Raw genomic sequence first — 17284 nt, 5'->3', positions numbered from 1 at the left:
CGGGCCGCATGTGGTGGTGCCGCCGTACTGGCCGGCGATGGCGAGTGAGGCGTTGCACTACATCCGTCAGGAGGGGTACGACGGTGTGGTGGCGAAGCGTTTGACCAGTACGTACCTTCCGGGTCGCCGCAGCCGTGACTGGATCAAGGTCAAGAACCTCCACGCCGACGACTCCTGAACCCCGGCGGATCCTCCTACCGCCAGGCCGACTTGGCGGCCCGCGGCAACCCGCGTCGGTCGGAGTCGCGTGGAAGCGAGGCGGCATGCTCGAACTGGATCCGCCGTTCCGGCAGGTGCGCAGGCACGACGGCTACCTGCCGCTCGAGGACTTCGGCCTCATCGGTGACGGCAGGACGGCGGCCCTCGTCGGCCTCGACGGCTCCCTCCCGTGGCTGTGCCTGCCCCGGTTCGACGCCGCACCCCTGTTCTGCGGCCTGCTCGACCCCGCCCGCGGCGGGCACTTCACCGTGGCGCCGGAGGAACTGCGCGAGGCCCGCCAGCGCTACGAGCCCGACACCGGCGTCCTCGTCACCGAACTGCGCTGCCCCACCGGCACGGTGCGCGTCACCGACGCGCTGGTGCTGCGCTCCGGCGCCGACCTCACCGACGACGCCCCCGCCGACCGCGGCGAACTCGTCCGCTCGGCCGTCGTCCTCGACGGCCGCGTACGCCTGCGCGTCGACGTCGAACCGCGCGGCGGTGCGCAGGCCCAGGCGCTGTTCAGCGGACTGGAGGTCCGCGTGCCGCGCCGGCCGGACCTGCGGCTGCACCTGCGCTCCAGCCGGCCGCTGGAGTCCCTGCACAGCGCCCATGACCTGCAGCAGGGCGAGCGCCTCGACCTGGTGCTGTCCTGGGGCCGCTTCCACCGGCACCACCGGTTCGACGCCGAGGCGATGGTGGCAGGCACCGCCGACGCCTGGCGGCGCTGGATGACCGACTTCGGCTACGACGGCCCCGAGGAACCCCTGGTCCGCCGGTCCGCGATCACCCTGAAGCTCTGTGACGACTGGACGAACGGCTCCCTCGTCGCGGCGCCCACGTCCTCCCTGCCCGCGCCCGTCGGCGGGATCCGCAACTGGGACTACCGCTACACCTGGATCCGCGACGCCGCCTTCACCGTGTTCGCCATGCGCCGGATCGGCTTCCGCGGCGAGGCGGACGCGTTCCTCGGCTGGGTCCTGGACGCGTTCGAGCACAGCCGGCGGCCCCGCATCATGTACGACGTCGACGGCTGCCCGGTGCCCGGTGAGGCCGAGGACCCCGGGCTGGAGGGCTACCGGCGCTCGGCCCCCGTACGGTGGGGCAACGGAGCCGCCGACCAGCGTCAGCACGACGTCTACGGCGAGGTGCTGGACTGCGCGGACCAGTGGCTGCTCGCCGGCGGCGCCCTCCAGCCCGCGCTGTGGAGCGGCCTGTGCCGGCTCGCGGAGACCGCCGACCGGGCCTGGCGGGAACCCGACCAGGGCATCTGGGAGGTGCGCAGCGAAGGCCGGGTGTTCACCTACTCCGCCGGGATGTGCCAGGTGGCCCTCGACCGGGCGGCATCGATCGGCGAGCGGCTCGGCCTGCCCGGTCGGACCGCGGCGTGGCGGGCCTCCGCGGACGCACTGAGCCGGCTGATCCTCGAGCGCGCGTGGGACGGGGACGTGCACACCCTCGGCCGGTACCTGGACGGCGGCGGTGGACTCGACGCCAGCCTGCTCGCGCTCCCGCTGCGGCAGGTCGTCCCCGTGAGCCATCCGCGGATGGTCGCCACCGCCACGGCGATCGCGGACCGCCTCTCGGCCGGCGGCGGACTGCTCCACCGCTACCTCCACGACGAGTCGCCGGACGGCCTCCCCGGTGACGAGGGGGCCTTCGTCCTGTGCAGCTTCTGGCTCGTCGACAACCTGACCGGCCAGGGCAGGATCGAGGAGGCCGAGGAGCTGTACGCCTCGCTGTGCGGCCGGGCGAGCCCGCTCGGGCTGATGTCGGAGCAGATCGACCCCACGACGGGGGAGTTCGCGGGCAACCACCCGCAGGCGTTCAGCCACATCGGGATCATCGCCAGCGGGGTGAACCTGGCTCGTGCGCGGCGTGCCGCGCGCGTGGAGGTGGGTGCGACGTCGTGATCCGTGGTGCCGGGGTGGTCGCCGGGTCGGTGTCTCCGCGGTGGCACCGCGCCCGCCGCCCCGGGTGCGGTCACCTACCGTGCGGACGGGGTCACAGTCCGAGGGCGACGGCGGTGCGGGTGAGTTCGGCGGTGCTGTAGATGCCGAGCTTGGCGCGGATGCGGCGGAGGTAGGCGTCGACGGTGTGCTTGGACAGTCCCATGTGGCGGGCGGTCTGGAGGTAGGTGCGGCCCGCGGCGATGTGGCGGAGGGTCTCGCGTTCGCGGGGGGCGAGTTCGGGGACGTCGCCGCCGGTCCCGGCGGTGTCGGCGTCGGGGCTGGTGTCGGCCTGGGGCGTGGTGGGTGCGGAGCTCATGGTGGTGTCCTTCGGCGGTTCGGCGGCTGCGGTCCCTGCTCACGCCCTCGGTAGCAGGAGATGGATGTCCGAATAGGGCGTTTTGCCCTCTATGAACCACCTTCGCGCTGCGACGTCATGACCCCGTCCGCCGACCGTCACAGACGTGTCACGAGGCGCGGACCTTGCCCGCCGTGCGAGGGCGGGGGACACCGTCGACCGACGTGCAGATCCCGTGGACCCGGCCGTATCCGGTCCAGCCGTTGACATGGCCCCGGTTGTTGCTGATCTGCACCCGTTTCCTGGCCGGGTCCACCGCGGACACCAGGTGCAGGTACACCGTGCCCGCGACACGGGCGAGCACGATGTCGCCGACCTCGAGCTTCGACGGGTCCACCGAGGCGACGGTCACCAGCCCGCGGCTGCGTATCAAGGGGACCATCGAAGAGCCGCTGGGCCGGAACTCGACGCTCGCCCCGCCGGCCAGCCTGCCCGCCACCGCGTCCAGTGCTCCCATGGGGCGATGGTGACGTATGCCCGCTCTGTCGGCCAACCGGTTATTCCGGCGCCCCGGATGACGTGCCGTCGGTTGACGGTCTCCGGCGGCGGCACGCGAGAAGGCGCGATTCACCTGCTGGGTGAAGCGCGCCGTGCGGGGATGGGCGCCGCCGGACGGAAGGACCCACCGGGCGAGTCCTTCCCGCGCCCGGCGTGGCGGCCGGCCCCAGGGCCTCGCGGCGGCCCCGCCGGGTCCTGCCGCGGGGTGGGACGGTCAGGGAGCGGTGCGGGTGTCGGGAAGGAGGAGTCCCGACCAGTCGCCCATGAGCAGCTGCGCCTTCCAGGTCGCGACCCGGTCCTCGGAGACCTTGTACTGTGCCGTCACCTCGGAACCTCGGGCCTCGCCGGTGGCCATGAGCACCACGATCCGGGTCTTGTCGACGACGGAGAGCCGGTCCTCGGGCTTGTCCGGCAGGGCGCCGGGCACGGCGCATCCGGACGCGCCCGCCGCTACGGGCAGGCCGGGCACGCCGCCCGGACCCGCCGCGCCCTTGTCGTCCCCGGGAATCCCCTCCCGTGAGCACGGTGCGGGGCGGTCGGCGGAGGTGTGGGTCAGGTGCGCGGCACCCGTGGTGCCGGCGGCGACCGCCAGGGCGGCCATCACCAGGGCGACGGGCCGCTGCAGTGTGTGCCTGGACATGGCAGGTGCTTCTTTCCGGGAGGTGTGCGGGGAGGGGTGTCGCGGAAGGGCGGAGGTCCGAGGAGGGCGTGAGGACCTCCGCCCCCGTCCGCGGCGGGCCGTTGCGGCCCGTGCCTCCGGCCGGCCCTGTCGGGCCGATGTCGTCGCCGGCGACGTCGTGCTCTTGCGTGAGCCGGAGAAGTGGCGATGTCTCCAGTAGGCCCTACGGCCGCTCACGCGTCACGTCGCTGGATTTCGGGACTTGACAGGAGCGTCGCCAGTCGGGGTGCCGGCGGTCCGTGGCTCAGTCGGCGCGCCGGTAATGGGCGGCGACGGCGGGCTGGCCGGTGTAGTTGGGTCCCGCATCGGGGTCGGCGCCGACGTAGCGCAGGGGGAGGCGGACGGTGCGTGGCCCGGTGAGCGTGAGGCGGTGGTGGCGCGCGCTGTAGGTGAACCCCTCCGCCCGTAGGGCGGCCAGGGCGAACCGCCCGGCAGGGCCGCCGTCATCCGCCCAGCGGATCGAGGCGGGGTCGAGGTGGGCGGTCAGCAGACCGCCGGGCCGGAGCCAGCCTGCGGCGCGGGTGAGCGTTGCGAGCCGGTCGCCGACGTAGTGGAGGCCGTGCACGCAGGTGATCAGGTCGTACGGGGCGGTGGGCTCCCAGTCCGTCACCGACGCCGTGACCAGCTCCACGGTGGGCGGCAGGGGTGCCGGTGCCAGGGGCCCCACCAGGTCGACGCCGGTCAGCCGCGCCGTCGCCGGCAGGCGGCCCGCGGCCTCCCGCAGGGCCAGCCCTTCCCCGCTGCACAGGTCGAGCCAGCGCGGCTCGGGGGTGCGGGCCAGCAGATGGCCGACCGGGTCGAAGCCGAGTTCGCGGGCGTAGCTGTTGGCGCCGGTCAGACCCCGCTCGCGGTTCATGGTGTTGTTGGCGACGACGGCGGTGCGCTCGAGCCGGTGGTCCGGCAGCAGATCGGGCGAGGTCATGGACCATTCTCGGTGTCGATCCGCCTGTTCCCCAAGTGGGTTGGGGGGATTGTGACGGCCGACTCAAATGTGCATCTGAAATGCACATTTACGCTAGGGTGAGGGCATGGACCTTCACCGCATCCGACGCCATCCCGTGCGCACCGCCCGGCGCCACCCCGAGCGGAGGGCCCGGTGAACGCCGGCGCCGTCCTGGCGCAGGTGGCCGCGGTCTTCGTGTGGCTGGGGATGGTGCTCGGGATCTCGTTCCTGGAAGCGCCCCTCAAGTTCCGCGCCGAGGGGATCACCGTGCCCCTGGGCCTGGGCATCGGACGGATCGTCTTCCGTGCGCTGAACCGCGTCGAGGCCGTGCTCGCGGCGATCGCCGCCGTGGCGGTGGCGTGGGAGGTGCCGGGGCCGGTGGCGCTGGGCCTGGGCGTGGGGGCCGTCGCCGTGCTCCTTGCACAACTGTTCGTGGTCCGGCCCGCGTTGAAAGGCCGCACGGCCGCCGTCCTCGCCGGGGAGACCGGCCCGCGCAGCCGCGCGCACCTGCGGTACGTCGCGCTCGAGGTGGTCAAGGCACTGTGCCTGGCAGGATGCGGCGCGGCGCTCGTCCTGGAGCGGCTGTGAGCGCGCCCGGGCCCGTCGCCGTGGCGGGCGGGACGGGTCGTGACCTCGCGGACCGTGCGGACGTCGAACGGCTGGTGACCGCCTTCTACCGCCGGGCCTTCGCCGATCCCCTGATCGGTCCGGTCTTCACCGAGGTGGCCCGGATGGACCTGGACGCGCATCTGCCGGTCATGTGTGACTTCTGGGAGTCGGTGCTGTTCGCGGCCGGCCGGTACCGGCGCAACGCGCTGGCCCCGCATCTGGCCCTGCACCGCATGGCCCCGTTGGGCCCCGCGCACTTCGCCCGCTGGCTGGCGCTGTGGACCCTGACGGTGGACGCGCTCTTCCACGGTGAGAAGGCCGAACTCGCCAAGCGGCAGGCCGGCCGCATCGCCGGATCCCTCCAGCGCCGTCTGGCCGGCCGCGACGCGAGCGAGTACGTCACCATCCGCCGCCACGAAGGCGGCGAAGCGCTCTAGGATCCGCTTCGGCCGCCCCGGCGGCGGGCGCCCCCGCATCAGGCTGTCGTCGACCGGGGACCCCTCGTCTCAGTCGCCGAGGAACCACAGGTGCAGGTGCTGTCCGTCGAGGTCCATGGTCGGGACCGGCCGGCTCCGGCCCCCAGACCACCCCCTGCTTGGCGCGAGCCTCGATCGTGCCGCTCGCGCTGCTGTCCTGGAGATTGATCACGGTCAGAGCCCAGGACGGCTCCGAGGGGTGCCGTGGCGGCGGTGCCGGAGGTGCCGCGTCCGCCGCCGGGAGCTGTCAGCGGGTGACGACGATCTTGCCGATGCTCCGGCCGGATTCCACCATCTCGTGGGCGCGGCGCAGCCCGGCGGCAGAGAAGTCCTCGATGGTGGTGGTGACGGTGCTGCGGATGCGGCCGTCGTCCACCAGGGTCGCGATCTTCTGCAGCAGGTTCTTGTGCTCGATCATGTCGGGGGTCCGGAACATCGGCCGGGTGAACATCAACTCCCAGTGCCACGCGATGCTCTTGGCCTTCAGCGGCAGCAGGTCCAGCCCCTCGGGCTCGTCGATCGCCGTGATGTGCCCGCCCGGACGCATGATCCGGGCGTACGTTTCGATGTTGCCGGCGGAGTGCGGGGAGAGCAGGTAGTCGACGCCCTCCGGGGCCGCCGCGGCGGCGGTCGCGGCGAGGTCGTGGTGGTCGACCACGGCGTCGGCCCCGAGCCCGGTGACCCACTGCGCCGTCTCGGGGCGGCCGGCCGAGGCCAGCACCCGCAGGCCGGTCAGCTGCTTCGCCAGTTGGATGAGGATCGAGCCCACACCGCCGGCGCCGCCCAGCGCGAGCAGGGTGCCGGTGGACCCGGCGTCGAGGGTGAACCGGTCGAAGAGGGTCTCCCAGGCGGTGATGCCGGTCAGGGGCAGGGCGGCGGCCTCCGCGAAGCCGAGGCTGCGCGGCTTGCGGGCCACGAGGCGCTCGTCGACGACCTGGAACTCGGCGTTGCTGCCGGCGCGGGTGAGGTCCCCGGCGTACCAGACCTCGTCCCCCACCTGAAGGGTGGTCACCCCCTCACCCACCGCCTCGACCACGCCTGCGCCGTCGAAGCCGAGGATGCGGGGCCGGTCGGAGGCGGGCAGCCCGGGGCGGACCTTGATGTCGACGGGATTGACCGACACCGCCTGCACCCGCACCAGTACGTCGCGGGGCTCGGGATCCGGCACCGGCACCTCGACGTCCACGAGGCTCTCGGGGTCCTCCACGGGCAGGCCCCGGTAGGAGGCGACGGCCCGCATCGTCCGTTCGGTCATGACCGCAGGCTCCCTCGGTGCGCTGACGGGTTCCGGCCAGCTTGTCACGGCCGTCCGTGCCCGGCAGCGGCGGCCGGACCATCCGGGTGCCGTTCCCGGGGGCTCCGCCCGGCGGCCGGGATGCGGGGCAGGGCCGGACGGGTCATCCTGACGGCATGCAGCGTCGCGTCATCGTGATGCCGCCATCGACGGGCGGCGGCCGGCGCGTCCGCGTGGACGGCGAGATCCTGGGGATCGCGTACCACCTCCGCGACTTCCAGGAGTTCCTGCGGCGCGCCGGCCTCGATCCCGACGCCATCGACCTGGCCGACCCGGACCTCGTCGAATGGCGCGGGGCCGGCCCCGGCGTGTGGACGTGAGGTCCCCGCCGCGAAGCGGCAGGCCACCGGCTACGGCAGCTCCTCGCGGCGCGGCGCGCACCAGTCGACGAGCACCAGGCCGAACTCCCGCATGAGCTGGGCCAGTCCCGGCACCGCCACCGTCGCCCGCGCCGCCGGGGTCAGGCCCAGGGTGACGACCCGGTCGCCGGCGCAGCGGCCGTACACCGTGACCGGACCGACGCGGGCGGCGAACGAGTCGGCGACCCGCCCCTGTCCGTCCCGCAGCGCCACCCCCGCGTACGTGTGCGACGCCGGGAGCACGTCGAAGAGCCGCTGCCGGGTGAGCGCGCCCGTCAGCGGCTCGGCCGGCGTCTCCCGCAGGTGCAGCTCGTCGAACACCTGGACGGCCTCCTCGCCTTCCCCGACTGTTCGTGCGTGCTCCCGGAAGATCCGCGTGATGTCCGCCAGTTCCGCCTCGACCTGGGCCGCGCAGCGGCGTTCCACCAGTTCGGCCTGGCGCCATTCGTCCTCGTGGACCTCCAGGTCGTCCGCGGCGGGGTCGGCCGGCGCCAGCGGCGGCAGCTCCGCGCAGAGCGTCGGCAGAGTGTAGGCGACCTGCCGCGGGTCCACCGTCCCCAGGCGCCGGAGCGTCAGGACCAGCCGCCCGGAGGCGAGGTAGGCCGTGCGGTCGGCGGGCTGCGCCCGTACGACCTGCCACACCGCCCCGCCGAGGTCGAGCCGGGTCTCCGGCGCGAAGGACTCCGGGAGTTGTCCTGAGGGTAGTTCCGAGCGGCCGAACGGCAGTCCGTCCGCCGCGTCGACCAGCGTCACTTCGATCAGGCTGTCCTCGAGCATGCGCGCATGCTATCGAGGGGGCAACCGGGCCGGGGTGGGGGCCTGTTCGGGCTCGACGCCAAGACGAAATGTCATGGGCACGCAAATTTTCCCCACCCCCTCTACCCGCATAGACAACGGGCCGCCATCCTGATCCGCGACGCCCCCCACGAGAGGACCATTCATGAGGACGGTGACCAAGACGCTGGCCGCCACCGCCGCAGCGGCGGCGTGCGCACTGATGACGCAGCCCGCGCACGCCGCGGTGCCGCCCGAGCACGCGATCATCGTGTGCCAGAGCGCCAGCTTCTACGCCAACTACGACAGCGCCTCCGGTCCCCACGGGCTGATCCGCGTCCTGGGCTACGGCAACAAGGTCGGCCACACCCGCGGCGCCCACCCCGTCTACAACGGCTGGGCCGCCACCTTCGACTTCGGCAAGGGCGACTGGGGCTACGTCCGCGTCGAGTGCCTCGGCGGCTACGGCTCCTGGTGACCCCCTCCCGCACCGTCACCCCCACGACAGGAAGGACCACCCGCATGCCCGCACCCCGGCTGCTCCGCGCCGCCACCGCCGTCGCGGCCCTCACCGTCGCCGTGCTGACCACCGCCGTGCCCGCCCGGGCGGCCGACGGGACGATCGGCCGGCGCGAGACCGTCTGCGCCCAGGACCTCTACGTCCGCACCGCCCCGCTGGGCGCCTGGATGGGCACCCTCTACAAGGGCCAGACCTTCACCGTCGAGAGCAAGCAGGGCGACTGGGCCTACGGGTTCGCCTACGGCGACATCAACCGCCACGGCTGGGTCCAGGACGGCTGGTTCTGCTGACGTGCCGACCCGGCGCGCGCCCCTTCGACGGACACCGCGGGGCGCGCCGGGTCCGGGCCGCCGTCCGGCCGGGCGGGATGTGGCACGGTGAGGGCGCAGCGCCGAAGATCACCGAGAAGGAGTTCCCGTGTCCAAGCCCCCGCTTCCCCCGGCCGCGATCGAGATGCTGAAGAAGCCCAACCCGGCCGTGATCACGACGCTGAGGGCCGACGGCCAGCCGGTGTCCACGGCCACCTGGTACCTCTGGGACGACGGCCGGGTCCTGGTCAACATGGACGGTGGCCGCAAGCGTCTGGAGCACATGCGCAACGACCCCCGGGTCACCCTCACGGTCCTGGACGAGGGGAACTGGTACACCCACGTCACCGTGGTCGGTCGCGTCGCCGAACTGCGCGAGGACAGCGACCTCGCCGACATCGACCGGCTGGCCCAGCAGTACCTGGGCCGCGCCTACCCGCAGCGGGACCGCGAGCGCGTGAGCGCCCTGATCGAGGTCGAGCGCTGGCACGGCTGGGGCACGCTGAAGGACAGCAGCCAGCCGGGCTGACCGGGGGCCGGTGCGTCAGCCCTCGTACGGCTCCGACGGCGCCCGCACCGGCCGGGCCCGGCTCACGTCCAGGAACGGGATGGGACCCTCGTTGACCGGGTCCTTCGCCCTGCGCGCGGTGTAGGTCCCGGTGACGTCCAGCCAGGCGTCCGGCCGCAGGACGGGCGGCACCTGCCCGGTCAGGCCGATCTTGACCGGGCGGGCGTCGGCCGCGCAGCAGTTGAGCACCATGCGGGTCAGGTACGGGGTGCCGTCGCGGCCGATGCTGACGAACCCGGTGAGGGTGACCTGACGGCCGCCCAGGGACCGCCCGTGGTCGTAGACCGCCCGGCCGGCGTAGTCGGCGGTCTCCATCCGCAGCGGGTCCCCCGCGGGCAGGGCGGGGAAACCGAAGGGGCGCGGGACGGACGTGCCGGTCCGGGCGGCGGAGTAGGAGCCCAGGGCGGGCGGGGCGACCAGGACGAGCGCGACGAGCGGCAGCACCAGCAGCCACGCGACCTTCGGCTCGCGGTGCGGGTGCGCGTGCCCCGCGTCGTGCGCATGCCCCTCGTCCGGGTCCGCCCCGGTACGGCGAGCGCGGCGGGGGCGGCGCAGTTCGTACCAGACGGTCGCCAGGGCGGCGACGACCAGCACGGCGCCGGCCGCCAGCAGCAGCGGCTGCAGCCCGGCCTTGACGTAGCGCAGGTAGAGGTCGCTGAGCCCGGCGTGGAGCATCGCCACCCCGGTCAGGAGCAGCACGGCGGCCTGTGCCTCCCGGTTCACAAGAACACCGTCCCGGTCAGGGACGCCACCACGACGGCCACGGCGAAGGTGGCGGGCGCGAACCGCACCGCGAACGCGCGTCCGAACGCGCCCGCCTGCAGCGCGAAGAGCTTCAGGTCGATCATCGGCCCCACGACGAGGAACACCAGCCGGGCGGTGAGGGAGAACTGCGACAAGGACGCGGCCACGAAGGCGTCGGCCTCCGAGCAGATCGACAGCACCACCGCGAGCACCGCCAGCGCGAGCACGGACACCACCGGGTTGCCCGACGCCAGCCGCAGGACGTCCTCGGGCACGAAGGACTTGAGCGTGGCCGCCGCCATCGCCCCGACCACCAGGAACCCGCCTGCGTGCATCACGTCGTGCCGTACCGAACCCCAGAACGCCGCACCCTTGCCCTGCCCCTCGGCCGACGGGTGCGCCGCGGGGCGCAACCGGTCGGCGTGCCCCAGACGCTGCCACAGCCAGCCCATGGCGCAGGCCACCAGCAGGCTCGCGACGAACCGGGCGACTACCATGCGCGGTTCGTTCGGGAAGGCCACGGCCGTGGCGGTCAGCACCACCGGGTTGATCGCCGGCGCGGACAGCAGGAACGTCAGCGCCGCCGCCGGAGCCACCCCCCGCCGCACCATCGCCCCCGCGACCGGCACCGACGCGCACTCGCAACCCGACAGGACCGCCCCCGCCACGCCCGCCACCGGCACCGCCACCGCGGTCCGGCGCGGCAGCGCCCGCGCGAAGAACGACGGCGGGACGCACACCGCGAGCACCGCCGAGAGCACGACGCCCAGCACCAGGAACGGCAACGCCTGCACCACCACCGCCACGAACACGGTCATCCAGCTCTGCATCACCGGCGCGGACAGCGCCCCGCGCACCGGTCCCTGCAGCATCAGGGCGACGAGCAGCAGCAACGTCAGCACCAGCGGCGAACTGACCCGCCACCCCTGTTCCGGATCCGGCCGCCCGGCGTCCTGCCGTGCGGTCCCGGCCGGCGCCGGGGCCTCCTTGGTGACGGTCACGGGCGTGCTACCTCCGGCGGGCAGGGGGACGTGAGGAAGGAACTGCACCCTCCCTACGCCGCGGCCCGTCACGCCGTCTCATGCCCCGCCAGGACTTTGCGCAGCCTTGGTGCGGGCAGTCCCACGATGGCGGCGAACGCGGCGGGAGCGGGGGAGGAGCGGCGATCGCCGTGAAGGCGGGCCTCATTCACCACGCCGTGCGGACCGACCGCCGGGCCACGAGGTCGTCCAGGTGTCCCGGGCTGAGTACGAGGACCTCCTCGAACAGGACCAGCGTCTCCTGGTGGCCGCCCTCTACATGGCGACGGGCGTCGTTGCTGGTGCCCGGCGTGGCCGTGGGCTGAGCCCTGCCCGGGCCTGCCGCCCGGTCACCTGGGTGCTGGGGTCTCCGGTCCGGGGAGGTACGGGTCCTTGGGTCGGGGCCGCGAAGCGGAAGAGTTCTCCGCGCCTCGGTTCTGAGCCGCGGTCTCTTTCGTTGTCAGTGGGGGCCGTTAGCTTCCAAGGCATGACGGCGACAGCGATGACCGGGCAGGGGTGCGGGCATGCCCGGTACACCTACAGGTTGCGTGTGTCGTCCACGGCGCGTGCCGGCCTGGAGGCGGAGTGGGCGCGTTGCCGGTGGGTGTGGAACGAGTGCGTGGCCGTGTCCCGCAAGGTCCACGGCCTGAACAAGAGTGCCGAGCAGAAGATCACGTGCGGCCCCGCGCAGCTCGACAAGTTGCTGACCGAGGCCCGGCGGTCGATGGCGTGGCTGCGGGAAGGCAGCTCGGTGCCGCAGCAGCAGATCATCCGGGACTTCGCGAAGTCCCGTGCCAAGGCGTTGAAGGACATCACGGCGCGGCTGCCGATGAGGCAGCGGGCCGGGATGCCCCGGATCAAGCGCAAGCGCGAGGCCGCACCGTCGCTGAACTACACCGCCCGGGGTTTTAGGCTCAGGGACGGACGTCTGCACCTGGCGGGCGGCATCGTTGTGAGGGTGGTGTGGTCGCGCGACCTGCCCGCAGTCCCCACGTCGGTACGCGTGTACCGCGACGCCGTGGGGCACTGGTACGCCTCGTTCGTTGTGTCCGTCGAGGTGCAGCCGCTGCCCGCCACCGGCGCGGTGATCGGTATCGACTGGGGCGTCAAGGAGACCGCGACGACCACCAGCGACGCCCACGACCTGCCACACGCCCAGCACGGGAAGACCGCCGCGCAGCGCCTCGCGCGGTACCAGAAGATGATGGCCCGTCGGCGTACGCCGAGGAACAAGCCCGACACCGGTGGCTACGGCAAGGCCCGCCGGGCCGCCGCGAAGGTGTCCAAGAAGATCGCTCGCCGGCGGCAGGACACCGCCCGCAAGTGGGCCAAGCGCGTGGTGACCGACCACGATGTCATCGCGGTCGAGGACTTCCGGCCGAGGTTCCTCGCGAAGACCACGATGGCGCGCAAGGCGGCGGACGCTGCGATCGGCGCCACGAAGACGGCCCTGATCGAGATGGGCCGCAAGCACGGGCGGGACGTCCGCCTGGTGCATCCCGCGCACACCACCATGGACTGCGCGTCGTGCGGAGCGAGAACCAAGCACGCACTCCCACTCTCGGAACGTACCTACACCTGCACCGCGTGCGGAGCCGTGTCCCCCAGGGACAAGAACTCCGCCCGCGTGATGCTGGTCCGGGCTGGTCTCAACCCGGCTGGTGCTGATCGTGTAAGCGCTGGCGGACCGCTGGTCCCCAGCCCGCGTGAGCCAGGAATCCCCGTCCTGTGGGACGGGGAGGAAGTCAAAGCACGTGCTGGCCCTTGCCCAGCGCGATGACACCGTTGGCGGAGGCGTGGTAGAGCTCACGGTCACGCTCCGGGTTGACGCCCACGGTGGCGCCGGCGGGCACGACGACGTTCTTGTCGAGGATGGCGCGGCGCACGACCGCGCCGCGCCCGATGCGGACGTTGTCGTGCAGCACCGACCCCTGCACCACCGCGCCCTCCTCCACCACGACCCCCGGCGACAGCACGGACTGCGTGACCTGCCCGGAGATGATGCAGCCCGGGCTGACCATCGACTCGCCCGCGATCCCGCCGGCCACGAACTTCGCCGGGGGCAGCCGCAGCGAGTGCGTGTACAGCGGCCACTGGTCGTTGTAGAGGTTGAAGACCGGGTGGACCGAGATCAGGTCCTGGTGGGAGTCGTAGTAGGCGTCCAGGGTGCCCACGTCCCGCCAGTAGCCGTGGTCGCGGGCGGTCTCGCCGGGCACGTGGTTGTCGTCGAAGTCGTAGACCTGCACCTGCCCCTTGGCGGTCAGCAGCGGGATGATGCTGCCGCCCATGTCGTGCACGGAGGAGTCGTCCTCGGCGTCCTGGGCCAGTGCGTCCAGCAGTACCTTGGTGGTGAACACGTAGTTGCCCATCGAGGCGTACACCCGGTCGGGGTCACCGGGCAGGCCCGGCGGATCGGCGGGCTTCTCCAGGAACCGCTCCACCCGCACCCCACCCGGTCCCGGGGTGATGATCCCGAACGAGGAGGCCTGGTCACGCGGGATGCGGATGCCCGCCACCGTGGCCCCCGCTCCCGCCTCGATGTGCTGGCGCAGCATCTGCCGGGGGTCCATGCGGTACACGTGGTCGGCGCCGAACACGACGATGTAGTCGGGCTGCTCGTCGTACACCAGGTTCAGCGACTGGTAGATGGCGTCCGCGCTGCCGAGGAACCACCGCGGGCCCAGCCGCTGCTGCGCCGGGACGGGGGTGACGTAGTTGCCCAGCAGGTTCGACATCCGCCAGGTGGTGGTGATGTGCCGGTCCAGGGAGTGCGACTTGTACTGCGTCAGCACGCAGATGCGCATGATGTCGCCGTTGACGAGGTTGGACAGGACGAAGTCCACCAGCCGGTAGGCGCCGCCGAACGGCACCGCCGGTTTGGCGCGGTCGGCGGTCAGCGGCATCAGCCGCTTGCCCTCGCCGCCCGCGAGCACGATTCCCAGCACCGAAGGTCCGCCGCGCATCCCTGCCCCCTTTGCCGCTACCGCCCTTGCGACTTGCCGATCTCCTCGTACACGCCCACGGTGCGGCGGGCCACCGCGTCCCACCCGAACTCCGCCACCGCCCGCTCGCGTCCCGCCGTCCCCATCCGGGCCGCCGCCGCAGGATCGCCGGCCACCGCGCCGACCGCCGCGGCCAGCGCCGCCTCGAAGGCCTCCGGGTCCTTCTCCTCGTACGGCACCAGGAGCCCGGTCACTCCGTCCTCCACCACCTCGGGGATCCCGCCCACCGCGGAGGCGACCACCGGGGTGCCGCACGCCATGGCCTCCAGGTTCACGATGCCCAGCGGCTCGTACACCGACGGGCACACGAACACCGCGGCGTGCGTGAGCAGTTGCACCACCTGGGGCCGCGGCAGCATCTGCGGGATCCAGATCACCCCGCCGCGTACGGCCTGCAGTTCCTCCACCAGCTCGCGGAACTCGCGGTCGATGGCCGGGGTGTCGGGCGCCCCGGCGCACAGCACGATCTGCAGGTCCGGATCGATCCGCCGGGCGGCCCGCAGCAGGTGCGGGACCCCCTTCTGCCGTGTGATCCGGCCGACGAACAGTGCGTACGGGCGGCCCGGGTCGACGCCGTGTGCGGTCAGCGCCCCCGTGGACCCGTCCGGCCGGTACAGGCGCGTGTCGATGCCGTTGTGGACCACGTGCACACGCGCCGGGTCGAGCGCCGGGTAGCTCCGCAGGATGTCCGCGCGCATCCCGTGTGATACGGCGATGACGCCGTCGGCGGCCTCGACCGCCGTCCGCTCCGCCCAGCTGGAGAGCGCGTAGCCGCCGCCGAGCTGCTCGGCCTTCCAGGGGCGCAGCGGTTCGAGGGAGTGGGCGGTCATCACGTGCGGGACGCCGTACAGCAGTTTGGCCAGGTGGCCGGCGAGGTTGGCGTACCAGGTGTGCGAGTGCACCAGGTCCCGGCCGGCCAGCGCGGCGGCCATCGACAGGTCGACCGACAGGCTGCGCAACGCCTCGTTCGCGCCCCCGAGCTCCGCGGCGGCGGCGTGCCGGCTGACGCCGGGGCCGCCCGCGTCCTCCGTGCCTCCCGTCACGTCCGCGCCGTCCGCCCCGGCCCAGCAATGGACCTGAAGATCCGTCAGGGACCGTAGCTCGCGCGCCAGGAACTCCACGTGGACGCCCGCCCCGCCGTAGACGTACGGCGGGAACTCCCGCGTGAGCAGTGCCACCTTCACGGGCGCCTCCCCGGGTCCCGTCGCCGTGTTGGGACATCCATGCCCCGCAGAACGGTGTTCGATCCGTCTTCCCCGGCTTTCGCCGTGTGATGCCCTGCGCGGAATTCCTTCGACTTCGCCGCCCGCTTGGTGGATCGTCGGGCGCATGCGACAGGACGAGATCTGGAGCGAGGAGACCGCCCGGAACTACGACACCCCCGGCACCGGCATGTTCGCCCCGGACGTACTCGGGCCGGTCGTGGACCGCCTCGCGGGACTCGCCGACGGCGGACGGGCGCTCGAGTTCGCCATCGGCACCGGCCGCGTGGCCGTGCCGCTCGCGCGGCGAGGCGTACCCGTCAGCGGCATCGAGCTGTCACAGCCCATGATCGACCGACTGCGCACCAAGGCGGACGACGCGTCGATCCCGGTCGTCACCGGCGACATGACCGCCGCCCGCGCCCCGGGCAGCTTCCGGCTCGTGTACCTCGTCTACAACACCATCTCGAACCTGCTCACCCAGGCCGCACAGGTCGCGTGCTTCCGCAACGCCGCCCGCCATCTCGAGCCGGGCGGGTGCTTCGTGATCGAACTGTGGGTCCCCGAGCTGCGCAAGCTGCCACCCGGCCAGCAGGCGGTCGTCTTCCACTCCGAATCCGGCTACATCGGGCTGGACACCTACGACGTCCTGGGGCAGCGGGTCGTCTCGCACCACTTCCGGTTCACCGACGGCGAGCCGGCCCGGCTGTTCCGTTCCCCGCACCGTTACATCTGGCCCTCGGAGCTCGACCTCATGGCCCAGCTGGCCGGATTCACGCTGGAGTCCCGCCACGCCGACTGGCAGGGCGCCGAGTTCACCGCCGAGTCACGCTCCCACGTCTCCGTCTACCGGCTCCCCGCCGCCGAAGGGTGACCGGGTCGCCCCCCGCTGCCCCGGCACGGTTCAATGCCGGAATGGTGGAGTGGGCGCACATGCCTGACTGCTGGTCCGACGTCGATCGCGTTCCGGAACTCCTGGCGCGGGTGGAGCGCCGGGACGACCCTGAAGCGTGGAAGGAACTGGGGTGGCGCCTCGTGCTCGAGCACGACCTGGTGTCCCCGGCGAGCTTCGCGTCCCTGCCACGCCTCGTGCGCCTCGCCGCGCACAGCGCGGAGGCACGCGCCCTGGCCGGGAGGATCCTGGCGCGCCCGGCCGGCCGGCACGGTTGCGACGACCTTCTGGCCGGTTGCGCCGCCGTGATCGCGAAGTTCGGCGAGGTGCTCGACCGGCACCTGCGGTCGAGGCCCGCCGACTACCTCGCGTCCTTCCTCGCCCTCCTCGCGGTGAGGGGGGAGTACCACTGGGCGAACGTCCTGGAGGGCTTCACGGACGACATCATCAGAGTGGAGTGTCCGCACTGCGGTGTCGAGGTGACGATCGCCGTCGGCGGCTTCGGGTGCTACGCGCAGGTGTGGGACGGGCCTGAGGAGATCCGGCGGGACCTGCGTGCGGCGGACGCAGGGGAACTCACCGGAACGGGCCGGTGGATGCACGGGATCTGCGTCCGCGACGGTCAGCGGGCCCTCGCCGACGGGATCGGCCACTTGTTCGGTTCGGCGGAGTGCCCGGGCTGTGCCGGCGTGTTCAACGTCGCGGACGAGTACTCCTGCGCCAACCGTCCGGTCATGTGGTGACCGGCGCTCCTAGGCCGTGTCGTCAAATGCCCGCCTGCCCAGCGACGCCTGGCACGGCACTCCCCCAGCCTTCGGCCGGGGGTGCCCCCACGCTGCGTTGTCGAATCGTCCGAGTAGCCCACTACGAGGACGACTCTCCGCCTTGCGAT

The 17284-nt window shown here is 72.7% G+C and carries 21 protein-coding genes; 11 read left to right on the top strand and 10 right to left on the bottom strand.

What is annotated here, in order from left to right; genetic code table 11:
- Window positions 1-37: 37 nt before the first annotated feature.
- Both PV410_RS44285 and PV410_RS44280 read left to right on the top strand, forming a co-directional pair.
- Entirely contained in the window at window positions 38-178 is a 141-nt protein-coding gene (locus tag PV410_RS44285) for an ATP-dependent DNA ligase (protein ID WP_500323706.1), read from the top strand.
- Window positions 179-263: 85 nt separating this feature from the next.
- Window positions 264-2111 carry a glycoside hydrolase family 15 protein gene (locus PV410_RS44280; protein ID WP_500332342.1) on the top strand — a complete coding sequence of 616 codons (1848 nt, stop codon included), beginning with the start codon at window positions 264-266 and terminating at the stop codon, window positions 2109-2111.
- A gap of 91 nt (window positions 2112-2202) precedes the next feature.
- Here PV410_RS44280 and PV410_RS44275 read toward each other — a convergent pair whose 3' ends face one another.
- The 4 genes from PV410_RS44275 to PV410_RS44260 form a co-directional block, all read right to left on the bottom strand.
- Window positions 2203-2466, bottom strand: a complete 264-nt coding sequence (locus PV410_RS44275; protein ID WP_500332341.1) for a response regulator transcription factor — start codon at window positions 2464-2466, stop codon at window positions 2203-2205.
- A gap of 148 nt (window positions 2467-2614) precedes the next feature.
- Window positions 2615-2962: a S26 family signal peptidase gene (locus PV410_RS44270; protein ID WP_500332340.1), complete on the bottom strand. Its 348-nt coding sequence runs from the start codon at window positions 2960-2962 to the stop codon at window positions 2615-2617.
- A gap of 255 nt (window positions 2963-3217) precedes the next feature.
- Window positions 3218-3643, bottom strand: a complete 426-nt coding sequence (locus tag PV410_RS44265; protein ID WP_500332339.1) for a hypothetical protein — start codon at window positions 3641-3643, stop codon at window positions 3218-3220.
- Window positions 3644-3926: 283 nt separating this feature from the next.
- Window positions 3927-4604: a class I SAM-dependent methyltransferase gene (locus PV410_RS44260; protein WP_500332338.1), complete on the bottom strand. Its 678-nt coding sequence runs from the start codon at window positions 4602-4604 to the stop codon at window positions 3927-3929.
- A 174-nt stretch (window positions 4605-4778) separates the two neighbouring features.
- Here PV410_RS44260 and PV410_RS44255 point away from each other — a divergent pair, with 174 nt between their 5' ends.
- A complete protein-coding gene (locus PV410_RS44255; protein WP_500332337.1) occupies window positions 4779-5213 on the top strand; it encodes a hypothetical protein in 435 nt (144 codons plus the stop codon).
- The gene (locus PV410_RS44250) at window positions 5210-5671 is read left to right on the top strand and encodes a group III truncated hemoglobin (RefSeq protein ID WP_500332336.1); all 462 of its coding nucleotides are present in this window, start codon (window positions 5210-5212) and stop codon (window positions 5669-5671) included. The genes PV410_RS44255 and PV410_RS44250 overlap by 4 nt, the downstream gene beginning before the upstream one ends.
- Before the next feature lie 286 nt (window positions 5672-5957).
- On the opposite strand, the gene PV410_RS44245 is transcribed toward PV410_RS44250, so the two are convergent.
- Entirely contained in the window at window positions 5958-6965 is a 1008-nt protein-coding gene (locus PV410_RS44245) for a zinc-binding alcohol dehydrogenase family protein (RefSeq protein WP_500332335.1), read from the bottom strand.
- 155 nt (window positions 6966-7120) lie between these two features.
- On the opposite strand from PV410_RS44245, the gene PV410_RS44240 reads away from it, so the two are divergent.
- Window positions 7121-7324: a hypothetical protein gene (locus PV410_RS44240; protein WP_499509128.1), complete on the top strand. Its 204-nt coding sequence runs from the start codon at window positions 7121-7123 to the stop codon at window positions 7322-7324.
- 30 nt (window positions 7325-7354) lie between these two features.
- Here the strand turns inward: PV410_RS44240 and PV410_RS44235 are convergent, their stop codons facing one another.
- Window positions 7355-8140, bottom strand: a complete 786-nt coding sequence (locus tag PV410_RS44235; RefSeq protein WP_500332334.1) for a hypothetical protein — start codon at window positions 8138-8140, stop codon at window positions 7355-7357.
- A gap of 163 nt (window positions 8141-8303) precedes the next feature.
- On the opposite strand from PV410_RS44235, the gene PV410_RS44230 reads away from it, so the two are divergent.
- The 3 genes from PV410_RS44230 to PV410_RS44220 all read left to right on the top strand — a co-directional run bounded on the left by PV410_RS44230 (window position 8304) and on the right by PV410_RS44220 (window position 9494).
- On the top strand, window positions 8304-8615 hold the full coding sequence (locus PV410_RS44230) for a hypothetical protein (RefSeq protein WP_500332333.1): 312 nt from the start codon (window positions 8304-8306) through the stop codon (window positions 8613-8615).
- Between the two features lie 44 nt (window positions 8616-8659).
- Window positions 8660-8947: an SH3 domain-containing protein gene (locus tag PV410_RS44225; protein ID WP_500332332.1), complete on the top strand. Its 288-nt coding sequence runs from the start codon at window positions 8660-8662 to the stop codon at window positions 8945-8947.
- A 127-nt stretch (window positions 8948-9074) separates the two neighbouring features.
- Complete coding sequence (locus tag PV410_RS44220) at window positions 9075-9494, top strand: PPOX class F420-dependent oxidoreductase (RefSeq protein ID WP_500332331.1); 420 nt, start codon at window positions 9075-9077, stop codon at window positions 9492-9494.
- Window positions 9495-9509: 15 nt separating this feature from the next.
- Here PV410_RS44220 and PV410_RS44215 read toward each other — a convergent pair whose 3' ends face one another.
- A complete protein-coding gene (locus PV410_RS44215; protein WP_500332330.1) occupies window positions 9510-10256 on the bottom strand; it encodes a TIGR03943 family putative permease subunit in 747 nt (248 codons plus the stop codon).
- Window positions 10253-11278, bottom strand: a complete 1026-nt coding sequence (locus PV410_RS44210) for a permease (protein WP_500332329.1) — start codon at window positions 11276-11278, stop codon at window positions 10253-10255. The genes PV410_RS44215 and PV410_RS44210 overlap by 4 nt, the downstream gene beginning before the upstream one ends.
- Window positions 11279-11783: 505 nt before the next feature.
- Between PV410_RS44210 and PV410_RS44205 the strand changes: the two genes are divergently transcribed.
- On the top strand, window positions 11784-13076 hold the full coding sequence (locus PV410_RS44205) for an RNA-guided endonuclease InsQ/TnpB family protein (protein ID WP_500332328.1): 1293 nt from the start codon (window positions 11784-11786) through the stop codon (window positions 13074-13076).
- Here the strand turns inward: PV410_RS44205 and glgC are convergent.
- Together glgC and glgA are read right to left on the bottom strand one after the other, a co-directional pair.
- On the bottom strand, window positions 13042-14259 hold the full coding sequence (gene glgC / locus PV410_RS44200; protein ID WP_499509120.1) for a glucose-1-phosphate adenylyltransferase: 1218 nt from the start codon (window positions 14257-14259) through the stop codon (window positions 13042-13044). The two genes, PV410_RS44205 and glgC, sit on opposite strands and share 35 nt — an antisense overlap.
- 17 nt (window positions 14260-14276) lie before the next feature.
- On the bottom strand, window positions 14277-15482 hold the full coding sequence (glgA, locus tag PV410_RS44195; RefSeq protein ID WP_500332327.1) for a glycogen synthase: 1206 nt from the start codon (window positions 15480-15482) through the stop codon (window positions 14277-14279).
- Between the two features lie 145 nt (window positions 15483-15627).
- On the opposite strand from glgA, the gene PV410_RS44190 reads away from it, so the two are divergent.
- Together PV410_RS44190 and PV410_RS44185 are read left to right on the top strand one after the other, a co-directional pair.
- Window positions 15628-16374, top strand: a complete 747-nt coding sequence (locus tag PV410_RS44190; protein ID WP_500332326.1) for a class I SAM-dependent methyltransferase — start codon at window positions 15628-15630, stop codon at window positions 16372-16374.
- A gap of 59 nt (window positions 16375-16433) precedes the next feature.
- The gene (locus PV410_RS44185; RefSeq protein ID WP_500332325.1) at window positions 16434-17135 is read left to right on the top strand and encodes a hypothetical protein; all 702 of its coding nucleotides are present in this window, start codon (window positions 16434-16436) and stop codon (window positions 17133-17135) included.
- Window positions 17136-17284: the final 149 nt, after the last annotated feature.

The organism is Streptomyces sp. PA03-5A, assembly GCF_033792725.1.
Lineage (GTDB): Bacteria > Actinomycetota > Actinomycetes > Streptomycetales > Streptomycetaceae > Actinacidiphila.
This window is presented reverse-complemented; position numbering and strand designations above follow the sequence as displayed.

Coding starts and splice junctions, on each gene's coding strand:
- PV410_RS44285 (WP_500323706.1), top strand. CDS start 38: ATGGCGAGTGAGGCGTTGCACTACATCCGTCAGGAGGGGTACGACGGT.
- PV410_RS44280 (WP_500332342.1), top strand. CDS start 264: ATGCTCGAACTGGATCCGCCGTTCCGGCAGGTGCGCAGGCACGACGGC.
- PV410_RS44275 (WP_500332341.1), bottom strand. CDS start 2,466: ATGAGCTCCGCACCCACCACGCCCCAGGCCGACACCAGCCCCGACGCC.
- PV410_RS44270 (WP_500332340.1), bottom strand. CDS start 2,962: ATGGGAGCACTGGACGCGGTGGCGGGCAGGCTGGCCGGCGGGGCGAGC.
- PV410_RS44265 (WP_500332339.1), bottom strand. CDS start 3,643: ATGTCCAGGCACACACTGCAGCGGCCCGTCGCCCTGGTGATGGCCGCC.
- PV410_RS44260 (WP_500332338.1), bottom strand. CDS start 4,604: ATGACCTCGCCCGATCTGCTGCCGGACCACCGGCTCGAGCGCACCGCC.
- PV410_RS44245 (WP_500332335.1), bottom strand. CDS start 6,965: ATGACCGAACGGACGATGCGGGCCGTCGCCTCCTACCGGGGCCTGCCC.
- PV410_RS44240 (WP_499509128.1), top strand. CDS start 7,121: ATGCAGCGTCGCGTCATCGTGATGCCGCCATCGACGGGCGGCGGCCGG.
- PV410_RS44235 (WP_500332334.1), bottom strand. CDS start 8,140: ATGCTCGAGGACAGCCTGATCGAAGTGACGCTGGTCGACGCGGCGGAC.
- PV410_RS44230 (WP_500332333.1), top strand. CDS start 8,304: ATGAGGACGGTGACCAAGACGCTGGCCGCCACCGCCGCAGCGGCGGCG.
- PV410_RS44225 (WP_500332332.1), top strand. CDS start 8,660: ATGCCCGCACCCCGGCTGCTCCGCGCCGCCACCGCCGTCGCGGCCCTC.
- PV410_RS44205 (WP_500332328.1), top strand. CDS start 11,784: ATGACGGCGACAGCGATGACCGGGCAGGGGTGCGGGCATGCCCGGTAC.
- glgC (WP_499509120.1), bottom strand. CDS start 14,259: ATGCGCGGCGGACCTTCGGTGCTGGGAATCGTGCTCGCGGGCGGCGAG.
- PV410_RS44190 (WP_500332326.1), top strand. CDS start 15,628: ATGCGACAGGACGAGATCTGGAGCGAGGAGACCGCCCGGAACTACGAC.
- PV410_RS44185 (WP_500332325.1), top strand. CDS start 16,434: ATGCCTGACTGCTGGTCCGACGTCGATCGCGTTCCGGAACTCCTGGCG.